The following is a 13117-nucleotide window of genomic DNA, read 5'->3' as shown; positions in this document are numbered from 1 at the left end:
ATATATAATTATCCATCTATTCCTTTTTGGAATAAAAAGATTCACTTGATCCGATAGTGAAAGGTATTACGCACTGCCGGTACCGACACCGCCTTGCCATCAATCATCCGCGGCTGATAACGAAACGTATCGGCAGCGGCCAGAGACGGTCGCATAAACATCGGGTGACAACCTTCAAGCACCTTCGGATTCTCGATCTTGCCCTGCGGGTTGACTGTGTACTCCACCGTGCAATCGCCCTCCAGGTTCTTATCCAGCGCGCGTTGCGGATAGTCGGGCGCTTGCTTGCTCAAGGGCAGGTACTGGCGAGTGTCGGCAGCGGCCTGGGCAGCCGCCTGTTGACGGCTTCGCTCGGCACTCAGGCGCGCCTGCTCGGCCTGCTGTGATTGCTGTTGCGCCAGGCGCTGCTGTTCGACTTCGCGAGCGCGGTTTTGCGACTCCAGGCGCTCACGGTTTTGTTCGGCTTGGAGCTCACGCTTTTTCTCTTCGACCCGCTTGCGAGCCAAGGCCACCTGCTGCAACTTCTGCACCTGGACCTGCGGGTCGACAGCCGGCTTGCTCGGCGCCGGCGTCGCGGCCACAGGCTCGGGCGGTTGCACCACGGCAGGCAGCGGCTCAGGCGCCGGTATGGGTGACGGTATCGGTGCCTGAAGCGCAGGTGCCTCGGGCGTCGGCGCCAGGATCACCAGTTGGGTACGCAAGACCGCCGGCTGCTCGGCCGGAGCCATCTCGGCCACCCAACCCCGCACCAGCAACCCCAGCACGATCACGTGCAACCCGACCGCAAAACTCGCAGCCAGGCCATTGCGCCACAGCCCGCTGCGGTCGACCGGCGCAGCCGCCAGGTAAGGCCTGTGCAAGGTCATCGCCGTCATTGCGGGGCCTCGGTTACCAGTCCCAGGTTACTGACCCCGCCCTGTTGCAACGCCGCCATGGCTGCGACCACGCTGCCGTAGCCGGCGTCCTTGTCGGCGCGAATGTAGACCTGGGTGTCTCGCCGCTCAGCGACCACCTGCGCTACCTTGGCCTGCATGTCTGCAAGGCTCACCGCACTGTCGGTCTGGTTGCGGGTGTCGAGTTCGCCGCCAAGATTCCAGTAGTAACCGCCCTCGGCTTTCACCGACAGGGTGAGGATCTGCTGCCGGCTGTCATTGGCCAGTGCTTCGCTGGCGATCTTGGGCAGGTCGATTTTCACCCCTTGGGTGAGCATGGGCGCGGTGACCATGAAAATCACCAGTAGCACCAGCATCACATCGATGTACGGCACCACGTTCATCTCGGCCTTGGGTCCGTGTTTTCTTTGCGGTCTGACCAACATCGTCACTCTCCTTTCAGGCGGCGGCGGCCAGGTTGATCGGCGCGCCATGCAGCTTGCGGTGCAGGCGCACTTGCAGCTCGTTGCCGAACGCGTAGTAGCGCGTCAGTAACGTCTGGCTACGCGAGGAAAAGCGGTTGTAGGCAATCACCGCAGGTATCGCCGCAAACAGGCCGATGGCCGTGGCAATCAGCGCTTCGGCAATGCCCGGGGCCACGGTGGACAACGTCGCCTGCTGCACCTGCGACAACCCGAGGAAGGAATTCATGATGCCCCACACGGTGCCGAACAGGCCGATGTAGGGGCTGACCGAACCGACCGTGGCGAGGAACTGCAGGCCTTTTTCCAGGCGCACTTCCTGCTCGCTGATGGCGACATAGAGCGCCCGCTCCACGCCCTCGAGGACCACGTCTGCAGCATTGCCCGAGTGTTGGTTGAGGTGGTTGAACTCCTGCAAGCCGGCCTGGAAAATGGGCTCGACGCCGGCTTCGCTGTCGGTGTTTTTCGCCGTTTCGCGATACAACGCCAACAGGTCCGGCGTGCCGCGAAAGCGCTGCACGAAATCGTTGAGCTGCCGCTCGCGGCGCTTGAGCACGCTGCTGCGCAGGATGATCAGGTACCAACTGAGCAGCGATGCCAGCAGCAGGATAAGCATGACCGCCTTGACCAACAGACTCGCGTCGCTGATCAGCCCCCAGATCGTCATGTGTTCGAGTGTGGCCTGCATGGTGAAACTCCTTGTGCGGGGCTCGCGGGCCGTCGATGCGCGACGGCCGTTGAGCTATTCGATGAAAGTCAGATGACAGGGTGATGACGGATCAGGGCAGCTTGAGCGTCCTGGTGACCTCGGCCCAGGGCACGAATTTAAAGTTCTGGGTTTGCTCGGGCATGCGTTTGCGCCCGTCCTGCACCACCAGCATGCCCTCGCTCCAGGCTCCGCCGAGGTTGACGGAAGTGACCTCCAGGCCATCGGTTTCCGAGGCGCCGTCGATACCGAGGGCAGTATTCAGACCGACACGAAAGGCGCCACGGGCAGCGAATGGCGGTTGGGCATCAAGCACCAGGTAGCTGTCGTTGCCTTGGCTGGAGATCACCAGATAGTCATTGCCGGCGCTTTGATACAGCGCCAGGCCTTCCACATCGGCGTGCAATTGCGGGCCAACCTTGATCACGCTGCTGAGCGTTGCCGGTTGATCCGCCCGGGCATCCACCGCCCAGACGCCCACATCCTCCTCGCCGAGAAACAGCCGTTGACGCTGATCATCGGCAACGCAGCCCTCGGGCTGACTGGCGACCTTGAACTGGCGCACCAGCTCACCCTGGACCGTGCCGTTCGGCGCGCTCAAGCGGTATTGCAGGAAGGTCCCGTCCTTGCCGTTGGCGAATGCAAAGAGTTCCCCGCTGGCTGGCTGGAACAGGCAGATGCCGTAGATTTCCTTGAGGGGCGTGGCGATCTCGCCGGCCTCGCGCAGCTCGCCGCTCTGGCGATCGATACTGAACAGGCTGAGGCTGTTGTGATCGCGATTGCTCGCCACGGCCAGGTCGACCGTTTGCTGACCGAGCTTGAAGTTGGGCCGCACATCGACATTGTTCAGACGCCCGACCGGCAGTTCCTGAAGCAACTTGCCCTGCAGGTCGTACGCCAGCAAACCCTGCTTTTTGTTGGTGCCCAGCACCCGACTCAAGCCTGCCTGCTGCGGATGAATCCAGATCGCCGGATCATCGGCGGCGTCCCCCTGCCGTCCTACCGGTTCGGTCTGCGCCTGCGCCGGCACAACCGGCAGCTCCGCGGGCCGTGCGACCGGTGTGGCTTGCCAATCGAGCTGGCCCTGATACAGACGGCCATCGTCATCGTCGCGCAACAACACTTCAAGCCCCTTGGCCGTCGCGCGCACGTCGAGGTTTTCCGGCTCCTTCACCCCAGGCAATGCAAGGCTGGCCTGGGCCACCCAGCGCTCGCCCTGCTGCTGATACAGGTGCAATTGCGCGGCCTTCGGGTCAAGTGCAACCACACCCGCGGGGATCAGGGCCATGGCGCCAGCGCTGTGTTTGATCTCGCCGAAAGGCTCGCGCAGGGCAACGGGGCTGCGCGTCACGTCGGCCTCGGGATGTGCCGGATAAGCCCACCAGCCGACGTTCTCCTCGTTGACGACAAACTGATGGGCGCCATCGTCGACCCGACAGTCCGTTGCCGAAGGCGGCAACGGCAGACCGCGTACCCGTTGCGGCTGCGCATCAAGACGGGCGCCGTTGCCGACCAGCCACTGTTCACCCTTGCCCTCCTCGCCCACCAGGAACAGGAACAGGTTACTGGCCTCGTCGCGGTACAGGCACAGGCCATTCACCGGGTAGTCACGTGTCGGCAGATAAACCGGCTGGCCCCAGCTGCGCTGCTCAGCATCAAGGCTGACCAGCATCGCTTGCTGCCGCGCATTGTCGAGGCTCGCCACCAGCACGCGGGAGCCCAGGGCGCGGCTGTCCAGGCTGGCGAATGATCCCTGCAGGCGCGCCAGTTCCGCGCCTTTGGGGTCGAGTAACAGCAAGCCATCTCGCTGACTGACGGCCAGGCGGTCAGCGCCGGTCGGCAGGAAAGCCACGGCGTCGACCTTGAGGTTCGGCGCCCAGGGCGTGAGTGTCAGGTTCGCCGGGCCAGCCATGGCCTGGGTGACGCTCAGGCTGATCAGGGCGGCGAGCAGGCAACGGGAGGGTGATAAAAAAATGCTCATGAACAGGCAAGTTCCTTGTGGTGCGTACAACCTGATGGCAGCGGCGGCCATCCCGGGCTTAGAAGTGGGTGAAGGTCAGGCCGAGCTTGAAGGTCGGGCCGTACTCTTCGTACTGGCCGTTGTAGGCGCGCTGCCCGGTGTAGACGAAGTACGACTCGTCCGTGAGGTTCTGCGCCTCGAAGCTCACTTGCAGGTCCTTGGTCAGCGAATAGCGCGCGCTGAAATCGACGAAGGTCTGGGCGTCGACGTGCAGGTCGTGGGCCTTGTCGTTGATGGACGCCAGTTCGTAGAGGTAATCGGACTTGTAGTTGGCAGACAGGCGCAAGCTCAGCTTGTCGTCCTCCCAGCCAACCATCAGGTTGCCGACGGTGTCCGACTGGCTGGGCAGGTCGATGCTGCGCTTGCTGTTAGTGCCGGTGGCGGCATCAAAGCCCTTGATCTCGGCGTCGGAGCGGCTGAAGGTGGTGTTGGCACCGATCAGCAGGCCGTTCCATGGCGCAGGCAGCCAATCGAATTTCTGCGAGTAGGCCAATTCCAGGCCATAGAGTTTGGCGCTGTCGCCATTGGCGAACGTGTGCGCCTCGGCGAAATCGACCCACGCACCGGTACCGGCAAGGTCGGTGTTGTAGACGAAGTTCTGGATGTCCTTGTAGAACACGAACGCCGAGACGGTACCGGCGCGGCCCATGAAGTGCTCGATGCCCAGGTCGAGGTTGCTCGACTCCAAGGGCTTGAGGTCCGGGTTGCCGAAGGTAGCCTCGTCATCGTCGATGACAAACCCCGGGGCCAGCTGGCCGAAGGTCGGGCGTACAACAGACTTGGTCCAGGCCGCGCGGACCTGAGTGTTCTTGTCCAGCTGATAACGCGCATGCAGCCCCGGCAGCCAGTGGTGATAACGACGCCTGGTGTCGGTCGCCTGAAACTCACCATCGGTGGCGCCGGTGCCCTTGGCTTCGAACTCGGTGCCTTCGTAGCGCATGCCGGCGATGAAACGCCAGTCGTCGATGTCGATGGTATTCATCAGGTAGCCGGCGTTGATGTCTTCGCTGATTTTGAAGTCGTTGACCCGCGACTCGGTCTCGTCGTAGAAATCGTCGCGATCGAGGCCGCCGATCAGGTTCTTGATCGCACTGGGGCTGATGCCCGGCCCGAACTGGCCCAGGCGGTAGTCCACTGTGCCTTTCTGGAACTGCGCCAGGTTGAGCTGCTGGTCGTTGAAACCCAGCTCATCGAAGTCTTCATAGACCCAGGCGTCGAGATCATTGTCCTTGTTGCGGCGACTGACCTTGCCGCCGAACTTGACCTGCGAGGCGTAGCCCTTGAAGTCATAATCCCGGGCCAGGTCCAGGCGCAGATTCTTTTCGGTATCGGTGGTGCGCTGCTTCTCCCAATCAACCTTGTCGAGGCTGAAATTGCCCGGGTCGTAGAAGCCCTGGCCGATGATCGGACGTGGCTTGTCGTTGTCGTAGAACCCACTGTCGGCAAAATCATCGGTGCCATCGAAGGCAGCGTTGGCAATGTGCCCCGGGCTGTCTTCGCTGGAACGGCTGTAGCCGGCCTGCCCGCTCAGGGTCCAAAGGCCGAACAGGCGCTCGCCGCCGAGCACGTAGGACTGGATTTCCTGGGTCTCTTCGCGCTGCTTGAGCTTACGTGAGCCCTCGGCATCGCCGGTCTCTGCGGCGGCCAACGGGTCGGCAAATTCGAACGCCGTGGAGTTGCGCGTCTCGCTGTCCTTGTAGCGGCTGTAGAGCGTGCGCAGGTAATAGCTGCTGAGGTCGTCAGGCTTGTAATCGAAGTTGAGTCCACCGCCTGCCCGTTCTCGACTGATGTCGTAGTCCCGCTGCTCGAACTCCTGCAGCCGGGCGCCTTGCTCGAAGTCCCAGGCGCCGCCGGTTTCGACGTTGTCCGAACCGAAATCGCGCTTCTGCCAGCTCAATGCTGCGGCGACGCCGAAGTTGTCGATGCCGTCACCGAGGCTGAACCGGTTACTGGCGGCGCCGGAAAATTTCGGGCTGGTCTGGTGGGTGTTCTTGTCGTAGCTCGCTTCAGTGCTGCCGGTATAGAACAGCCCCTTGTGATCGAAGGCCGAGAGGCTTTGCACATCGACCGTGCCCCCCAGGGAGTTGGCGTCCATGTCCGGGGTCAGGGTCTTGATCACCGACAGCGACTGCACCAGCTCGGAGGGCAACACGTCCAGGGCTACGGCGCGACGCTCACTTTCCGGCGAGGGCACCAGCGTGCCGTTGATGGTCACGCTGTTGAGGTCGGGGCCCAGGCCGCGCACGCTGACAAAGCGGCCTTCGCCCTGGTCGCGCTCGACGCTGACCCCGGGCAGGCGCTGCACCGCTTCAGCGACGTTTTCGTCGGGCAGCTGAGCCATGCCGTCGGCGTGCACCACGCTCTTGATGCTGTCGGCGCTGCGCTGTTCCTTGAGCGCCTGGTCGATGCTCGCGGCCTGCCCCACGACCTGCACGTGCTCGGTGGTGGTCGCCGATTCCGCGGCACTCAGCCGTTCGCTGGCGATCGCCATGGCCAGAGCGGTAAGCGTGAAACCGACAAACCCGGCTGTGCTGCTGCGCTTGTACATGAATGTCCTCCCCCAAGAGTCCGTTGACGCCGGGCAAGTGGCCCGGCAACTGGGAGGGCAAGCTAGGGTTGCGTGATGACGGTTCTGTGACAGGGGGTGGCAGGGAAGGCTTCAAAACGCGCTTTTGCGCGAATCGGCGGGCGCAAATGAGCTGAAATGACCTGCCGCGCCTGACGCAACTTCTGTGGCAACACAAACTGCCTCGCCACAGGGACGCTTGATCAGATAAAAATGTGGCGGCATCACTGAGCTGATTCGACCCCCCGCCCTCGTCACCCGCCTGTCACAAACATCTGCTGTGCTGACGCGCACTGTCACTCGCCAAAGGATCGCGGCCATGTTCTCTGTGCTCAAACCCCATCGCTGGAAACTCGTCCTGCTGCTGGTGGCGGCCAATCTCGGGTTGCTCCTGCACCTGGCCTGCGGCGAACTGAAAAGCGTCAGCGAGTGGGTGTGGCTGGACATCATCGGCGAAGGCGGCTCGGCGCTACTGGCGCTGGTCTGGCTGGGGCTGGTGCTCAAGAGTCGCCCCGCTGGCCGCGTGACCAACTACCTGGCCCTGGGCCTGAGCTGCATCTTTTTCTCCTGGTGGATCGACAGCCTCGACGAGTTCATTCGCCTGCCCGACAGCATTACCTGGGATCACTGGCTGGAATCCGGGCCGATGCCGGTCGGGATGATTCTGCTGACCATCGGCATCTATCACTGGCATCGCGAGCAGCTGGCGATCAGCGCGCAAATGGAGAAGCGCGAGAAGCTGTTCCGCGAACACCGTCTGTTCGACAAGCTGACGCCACTGGGGGGTGCCGATTATCTCAAGCGCCAATTGACTGCCAGCCTGGCGCAGAGTCTTGCCCAGGAGCAGCCGCTGTCGCTGATGGCCGTGGACCTGGACAACTTCACCGCGATCAATCAGGCGTTCGGGCATGCCGAAGGCGATGCGGTGTTGCAAGCCATCAGCCATTTATTGCTGCTCAACCTGCGCCGCCAGGACCTGCTGTGCCGGTTGGCTGGCGACCGTTTCGTGGTGGTGTTGCCCAACACCGGGGAAAGCCAGGCGCGGCTGTTAGCCCTGGAACTGCAGCAGGCGGTGCATGGCCTGGCCCACAAAACCCGTCAGCATGGCGAGCGCTTGCAATTGTCCGCCAGCACCGCCGTGGTGATGGCCATGGATGAGGCACCTGACGTTTTGCTAAAACGCCTGAACCTGGCACTGGCGCGCGCCAAGCAGCCCCTGGCAAAAACAGCCTGAGGCGCGGCGATGACCCTTAAAAATACCTGGTACGAAAGCGACAGCCGTTTCATTCCCGGGCATTACCAGCCGGCAACCCTGATCGACCTGGCGCTGTCCCGGGACATCGACAGCCATCGCCTGCTGCGCGGCACCGGGCTGTTCCACGACGACATCCTGGCCGGACAGACGCGCCTGAGCCCGCAGCAATTCCTGGCCCTGATCGACAACAGCCGGCGCCTGCTCGATGCCGACGACAGCAGCTTTCTGTTCGGCCAGCGCCTGCTGCCCGGGCACTACGGCCCTGTCAGCCACGCCCTGCGCCATGCACAAAATCTGCACCAGGCACTCGATACCCTGGTGCAGCAACAGGCGTTGCTCAGCCCGCTGGCCGCACCACGCCTGGTAATGGACGACAAGCACGCCTATTTCTACTGGCTGGACAGCTGCGGCGCCGGCGAGCAGTGGCGCTTCCTGCTAGAGGCGAGCATGACGTCGATCGTCGCCATGAGCCGCTCCCAGAGTGGCCAGCGCCTGCCGTGGGAGTGCAGTTTCAGCCACGCCGAGCCGCGTTACGTCGAGCAGTATTGGGTGCACCTGGGCGAAGACACGCAGTTCAAACGTCCCCTGGACCTGATGCGCATCCCCCGCGAGTACCTCGTCCGGCCCTGGCCCAACTGCTCGGCAACGGTCGGCCAGGTCGCCCGGCAGGAAGCCCAGGGGCAAATCGATCAGCTGGGTTTCACTGCAAGTTTTGTCGACTGCGTCTACCGCTACCTGCAGGCCCACGTGCGCGAGGCCCCAAGCCTTGAACAGGCCGCGCACGCCTTTGCCGTGAGCCCCGCGACACTCAAACGCAAACTGCAAAAACACCACACCGGGTTCCAGCAACAGGTGGATCTGGTGCGCAAGCACGTGGCGCTGTACCTGTATCAAATCAAAGGCTTCAGCAACGAAGAAGTGGCCGAGTACCTGAGTTTCAACGATGCGGCAAATTTCCGGCGCTCTTTCAAGCGCTGGACCGGTAGCACGCCTAAGTTGATTCGTCAGTTGTTCGGTTCCGGCATGGGCTAGCCGCGTCCGCCATGACCATCGTGAGATAGACAAAGGCATTGATCAAGATGCCGACGAAATGGATAAAGCCGATAAGCACGCTGACGAAGAAATAGATAACGAAGCTACCCACCTCGACAAAGAGCGGCACAAGGGCGACAAACACCTGGAAAAGGAATTCAAGAAAGATCTTTAGACTGCCGAAGTACAGGCCCGCCCTATTGACCGGGCCTGCAGTTGGTTACTTGGCGGCCAACCGGGTACCGCGCGGCGTTTCAAGTTTAGCCTGTAATAACAGCCATTCGCGCTGAATGATCGAATACGGAATAAACACACTGATGCGCTCGGCGCCTTTCACTCCGGGATGGGCACTGACATCGTGTAACGTCGTGGAATAAAAGCCCATGTTGATCCCGACAATGTTGCCATCGTTGCCGATGACCGGCCCACCGGACATGCCCTTGACCAACGGTGCATCGTGGATGGCGTACAGATCGCCGCTGTTCTCATCGGTATTGATAAATGGCGCCTGATACACCTTGCCCTTGCCGGTCGCGGTGGCCATGTAGGGGCTGGAGCCCACGGCGGTGATGGCCTCGCCTACCCGTGGCGCACGCCAGGCGGGATAGCGGCCGTTGGCTTTGTGACGGATGAACACCAAGTCGCAGCCGGTACTGCAGCTGTATTGCACATTGGGGATCAGCGGAGTGTGACGCGTCGTCACGGCGTACTCCTCGTTCCATTGCACAGCCGAAGCCATATACATATAGGGAAGAGGAAAGCCTGAAAAAACGGTGAAGTATGAGTCGTTGGCGGGCCCCGAAAAATCGGGTTTCACCATGCCGTTGCATCCTGCGAGTACAGCTCCTATTAAAAAGCAGGCCATGATCTTGATCATGATGAGTCACCGACTTAATAGGGAGGACGAGACTGTTTTTTGTCGTCAATTTTTATTTTTTTAGTTGTAGTGATCCTTGCCGAAGGCTCTGCACCGGTACTTTGTTATTTATGGCCGATGTTCTTTAAACGTGAGCAAATGAATTGTGCTAATTCCAATTGCTTTTGGTTACATACACTAAGACTGATTATTGGCGCCTAAATAACGCCATATAAATATCACTTCCACGGTTTTTTCTATGACGCCGTTTTACAAAATTCACAGGGTGTTTCACAATCTGGCCTAAGCTCAAAATTGTCTCGGAGACGCGAGCGCGAGTACCGATCATCCGGTCGATGATCCTCTCCTGATTTCCCGGCCCCGACTGGCTCAAGGATTGCAATGGACGCCGATAGCTGCCCCAGAACAACGGATTTCTGACGCGACGGCAATTCATCAACGAACAAGGACGCCAGCACTACGCTTGGTCAGTCACCGGGAGACGTATCGTGTCAACTCTCAATGAAATCGCAGCGAACCACGCGAGAATGGCTAAGGCAAAGGAAGCGGAGATCATCGCCCTGGGGGAGCGAGAGGCGCAGGTGGTGGGCGGGTTTGAAGTCACCACCCTTGAGGTGCAGCACATGCCGCTGCACCTGATTGCGGGCGCGCAGGATAACCAGGCCGGTCAAGCTGCCGGTTACGGAATGTGACGGATATCCGCCGCTTCTACTGAATCGACAACCCCGCGTCCACCACGAAGTTTTGTCCCGTGCAGCCGCGGCTGTCATCAGACGCCAGAAACAGCGCCATGCGTGCGCAATCGCTGGCGTCGAGGCGGAACTTGAGCATTTGCTGGTCGATGAAATTCTGACTGGCCAATTCCAGTCCCGCCGGATCGCTGGCCCACATGGCATCCTGGCGGGCAGTGCGAATCGCACCCGGCACCAGACTGTTGACACGAATGCCACTGTCACCCAGTTCCCGCGCCAGGGTGCGGGTCATACCATTGATTGCAGCCTTGGCAGTGGTATAGCAGACCATGCCGGGACGGCCCCTCATCCACGAAATCGAGCCCATGTTGATGATCACCCCGCTTCCGCGCCGGGTCATTCCCGGGGCGACCGCCTGGGCGGCGAAAAAAGCGTGGCGCAGGTTGGTTTGCATACGTTCATCCCAGTAGTCGACGTCGACGTCCTGCATGGGATGGCGATCGTCGCGGGCAGCGTTATTGATCAACACATCCACCGCCCCCCATTGCGCTTCGACTGCCGCGATGGCGGCCTGCAACGCCGGGATATCGCGCACGTTGCAGGGCAGGAACTTCACCCGGTCCTGGCCCAGCGCAGCAGCGAGTGCCTGGCCACCAGCCTGGTCCAGATCCAGGAAAGCGACGCGGGCGCCCTGCTGGTGAAACGCTTCGACAAATGCCGCGCCAATGCCTGAGGCGCCGCCACTGATCAGGATGACTTTGCCGGTCAGGGACGGGTAACGCGTTTGGGTATGCTGGCTCATGATTCAATCCTTGCAAAAATAGGGAAACTCAACCGGCAAACAAAGGCTCGGGGCAACCGGCCACATCGACCTCTACCGAAAACAGGCAACCTGACAGCGGCCAGGTCGCCAGCTCCTCGGCACTGCGGTTTTCCCGGGAACTGGTGATGTACAGCGTGCGCAGGTCCGGGCCGCCAAAAGCAACCATGGTCGGCCATCGCGTGGGGACACGAATTTCGTCGAGTTGGGTGCCATCCGGTGCCAATCGCAGGATGCGGCCGCCGTCGAACTGCGCACTCCAGTAGCACCCTTCACTGTCGAACGCGGCGCCGTCCGGACGCCCACCCGGGCCGCGCTCGAAGGTGCGAACAGTCTGCCGGGGCCCCGGCTGGCCCTGGCCATCAAGGGGGTAGCGATACAGCACATGATTGGGTGTGTCGCTGTGGTACATCCAGGCCCGATCAGGACTGAACGCCAGGCCATTGGACACCATGACGTCGTGCGCCATGACTTGCACATTCATGTGCTCATCAACGCGCATCAGGACGGCGCCATTGCGGTCCCGGGGTTGCCAGATAGTCCCGGCCCAGAAACGCCCCCAGGGATCGACTCGACCATCGTTGAAACGACTGTCTGTGGGCCCGCAGGGATTGTCGGCAAGCTTGCGGCCCAGTGTTCCGTCCTCGCCCAGCAAGTAGATGCCAGTGCGCAGGGCGACGATGAAGCCGCCTTGACGACGCAGGCCGAAACAGCCCAGGTGCTCGCCCAGCGTCAGGCTGGTCACTCCCCCGGTTTGCGGGTCCAGCCGATGCAATTGGCCGGCGAGAATATCGGCCCAATACAGCACCTGCTCCCGGACCGACCACACCGGGCATTCGCCCAGTTCACTGACTTGATCGACCACGCATTTGACGGTGTAACTCATACGATTGCTCCTGATCCATCCAGCCTGATGCTCATGCGCAGGGTGCGCGTCATGTCCTGCCCGGGGCCCAATAAAACGATGCCGTGGGCCTGGGGCGCAGGCAGGTTGATGGCGTTGTTCAAGTGACTGACCGGTTCGACCGCTATGAAATCCTGGGGTGCCGGTGGCGTAAAAACCACCAGGTGATCCAGCCCTTCCTGCGCGGTGATCTCGACGCCGACCCCAGCGTGCGGCCAATACACTGAAGCCTGGCGATGCCAGCCTTCGAAACAGTTGTCCAGGGCGACGTGACCCACCGCCCGACGCCGGGCAAAGTCCCACTGTGGCGGCACCGGCAGGCGCTCCTGGGGCAACGAGTCGCTACCGTTGAGCCATACCGCCGATGCGGTAAATGACAGCTCGACCCCCTGGTGTCGGGGGAAATACGGATGCCAACCCAAACCGGCCGGCATTGGCTGCTGACTGGCATTACGCAGTGTCATAGACAGGGAAACCCCCTGCTCATCAAGGCGGACATATTGATCGACCTCAAACGCAAATGGCCAATCCTCGCCGCCCTCCCCGGCAGGATCATGGGACAGACGCAGGTGGCATTCATGGCTCGTGCAATCAACCACCTGCCACTCACGCTGCCATCCCACGCCATGCAGCGGATGAGCATGCTCGCCGAAATTGCGTGGTAATTGATATTCGTGCCCGCCGCACTGGAAGCGCCCTTCTGCGATGCGGTTCGAATAGGGCACCAGCGGATAGCACGCTGAGCGGCGAACGTTTGGGGTGCAATCCCACGGCCGCAGCAGCGCAAGATCCCGGTGCCGCAGACCGGCCAGGGAACCGCCCAGTTGTGGCAGTACGTCGAGCTGCAGATCGCCGCTGTGCAGACGAAGAATGTTCATGGGTGGCGCCTTT

The 13117-nt window shown here is 61.6% G+C and carries 12 protein-coding genes; 3 read left to right on the top strand and 9 right to left on the bottom strand.

Annotated features, from left to right (window positions below):
• Positions 1-41 precede the first annotated feature (41 nt).
• The 5 genes from UB23_RS17205 to UB23_RS17185 all read right to left on the bottom strand — a co-directional run bounded on the left by UB23_RS17205 (position 42) and on the right by UB23_RS17185 (position 6628).
• A complete protein-coding gene (locus UB23_RS17205; protein WP_045060502.1) occupies positions 42-875 on the bottom strand; it encodes an energy transducer TonB in 834 nt (277 codons plus the stop codon).
• Positions 872-1318 carry a protein TolR gene (gene tolR, locus UB23_RS17200; RefSeq protein WP_045060501.1) on the bottom strand — a complete coding sequence of 149 codons (447 nt, stop codon included), beginning with the start codon at positions 1316-1318 and terminating at the stop codon, positions 872-874. The genes UB23_RS17205 and tolR overlap by 4 nt, the downstream gene beginning before the upstream one ends.
• A gap of 13 nt (positions 1319-1331) precedes the next feature.
• Positions 1332-2042 (bottom strand): protein TolQ, encoded by a 711-nt coding sequence (tolQ, locus tag UB23_RS17195; protein WP_045060500.1) that lies wholly within the window; start codon positions 2040-2042, stop codon positions 1332-1334.
• A 91-nt stretch (positions 2043-2133) separates the two neighbouring features.
• A complete protein-coding gene (locus UB23_RS17190; RefSeq protein ID WP_045060499.1) occupies positions 2134-4041 on the bottom strand; it encodes a phytase in 1908 nt (635 codons plus the stop codon).
• A gap of 58 nt (positions 4042-4099) precedes the next feature.
• Positions 4100-6628 (bottom strand): TonB-dependent receptor, encoded by a 2529-nt coding sequence (locus tag UB23_RS17185; RefSeq protein ID WP_045060498.1) that lies wholly within the window; start codon positions 6626-6628, stop codon positions 4100-4102.
• A gap of 337 nt (positions 6629-6965) precedes the next feature.
• On the opposite strand from UB23_RS17185, the gene UB23_RS17180 reads away from it, so the two are divergent.
• Positions 6966-7880, top strand: a complete 915-nt coding sequence (locus UB23_RS17180; protein WP_045060497.1) for a GGDEF domain-containing protein — start codon at positions 6966-6968, stop codon at positions 7878-7880.
• A 9-nt stretch (positions 7881-7889) separates the two neighbouring features.
• Positions 7890-8933: an AraC family transcriptional regulator gene (locus tag UB23_RS17175; RefSeq protein ID WP_045060496.1), complete on the top strand. Its 1044-nt coding sequence runs from the start codon at positions 7890-7892 to the stop codon at positions 8931-8933.
• Positions 8934-9153: 220 nt separating this feature from the next.
• Here UB23_RS17175 and UB23_RS17170 read toward each other — a convergent pair whose 3' ends face one another.
• Positions 9154-9753, bottom strand: a complete 600-nt coding sequence (locus UB23_RS17170) for a trypsin-like peptidase domain-containing protein (RefSeq protein ID WP_045060495.1) — start codon at positions 9751-9753, stop codon at positions 9154-9156.
• A 545-nt stretch (positions 9754-10298) separates the two neighbouring features.
• Between UB23_RS17170 and UB23_RS17165 the strand changes: the two genes are divergently transcribed.
• Entirely contained in the window at positions 10299-10502 is a 204-nt protein-coding gene (locus UB23_RS17165) for a hypothetical protein (protein WP_045060494.1), read from the top strand.
• 16 nt (positions 10503-10518) lie between these two features.
• On the opposite strand, the gene UB23_RS17160 is transcribed toward UB23_RS17165, so the two are convergent.
• From UB23_RS17160 to UB23_RS17150, 3 genes are read right to left on the bottom strand one after another with little or no spacing between them, the layout of a single operon-like run.
• Entirely contained in the window at positions 10519-11304 is a 786-nt protein-coding gene (locus tag UB23_RS17160; protein ID WP_045060493.1) for a sulfoquinovose 1-dehydrogenase, read from the bottom strand.
• Between the two features lie 28 nt (positions 11305-11332).
• On the bottom strand, positions 11333-12208 hold the full coding sequence (locus tag UB23_RS17155; RefSeq protein ID WP_045060492.1) for a 6-deoxy-6-sulfogluconolactonase: 876 nt from the start codon (positions 12206-12208) through the stop codon (positions 11333-11335).
• A complete protein-coding gene (locus UB23_RS17150) occupies positions 12205-13104 on the bottom strand; it encodes an aldose 1-epimerase (protein WP_045060491.1) in 900 nt (299 codons plus the stop codon). Before UB23_RS17150 ends, UB23_RS17155 begins: the two co-directional genes overlap by 4 nt.
• Positions 13105-13117 lie beyond the last annotated feature (13 nt).

This window comes from Pseudomonas sp. ES3-33 (genome assembly GCF_000952175.1).
Lineage (GTDB): Bacteria > Pseudomonadota > Gammaproteobacteria > Pseudomonadales > Pseudomonadaceae > Aquipseudomonas > Aquipseudomonas gregormendelii.
Note: the sequence above shows the minus strand (reverse complement) of the source record. Positions and strands in the feature narration are given on the sequence as shown.

Bases quoted from the DNA above. Each gene is read 5' to 3' on its own strand.
- UB23_RS17205 (WP_045060502.1), bottom strand. From the start codon at position 875: ATGACGGCGATGACCTTGCACAGGCCTTACCTGGCGGCTGCGCCGGTC.
- tolR (WP_045060501.1), bottom strand. From the start codon at position 1,318: ATGTTGGTCAGACCGCAAAGAAAACACGGACCCAAGGCCGAGATGAAC.
- tolQ (WP_045060500.1), bottom strand. From the start codon at position 2,042: ATGCAGGCCACACTCGAACACATGACGATCTGGGGGCTGATCAGCGAC.
- UB23_RS17190 (WP_045060499.1), bottom strand. From the start codon at position 4,041: ATGAGCATTTTTTTATCACCCTCCCGTTGCCTGCTCGCCGCCCTGATC.
- UB23_RS17185 (WP_045060498.1), bottom strand. From the start codon at position 6,628: ATGTACAAGCGCAGCAGCACAGCCGGGTTTGTCGGTTTCACGCTTACC.
- UB23_RS17180 (WP_045060497.1), top strand. From the start codon at position 6,966: ATGTTCTCTGTGCTCAAACCCCATCGCTGGAAACTCGTCCTGCTGCTG.
- UB23_RS17175 (WP_045060496.1), top strand. From the start codon at position 7,890: ATGACCCTTAAAAATACCTGGTACGAAAGCGACAGCCGTTTCATTCCC.
- UB23_RS17170 (WP_045060495.1), bottom strand. From the start codon at position 9,753: ATGGTGAAACCCGATTTTTCGGGGCCCGCCAACGACTCATACTTCACC.
- UB23_RS17160 (WP_045060493.1), bottom strand. From the start codon at position 11,304: ATGAGCCAGCATACCCAAACGCGTTACCCGTCCCTGACCGGCAAAGTC.
- UB23_RS17155 (WP_045060492.1), bottom strand. From the start codon at position 12,208: ATGAGTTACACCGTCAAATGCGTGGTCGATCAAGTCAGTGAACTGGGC.
- UB23_RS17150 (WP_045060491.1), bottom strand. From the start codon at position 13,104: ATGAACATTCTTCGTCTGCACAGCGGCGATCTGCAGCTCGACGTACTG.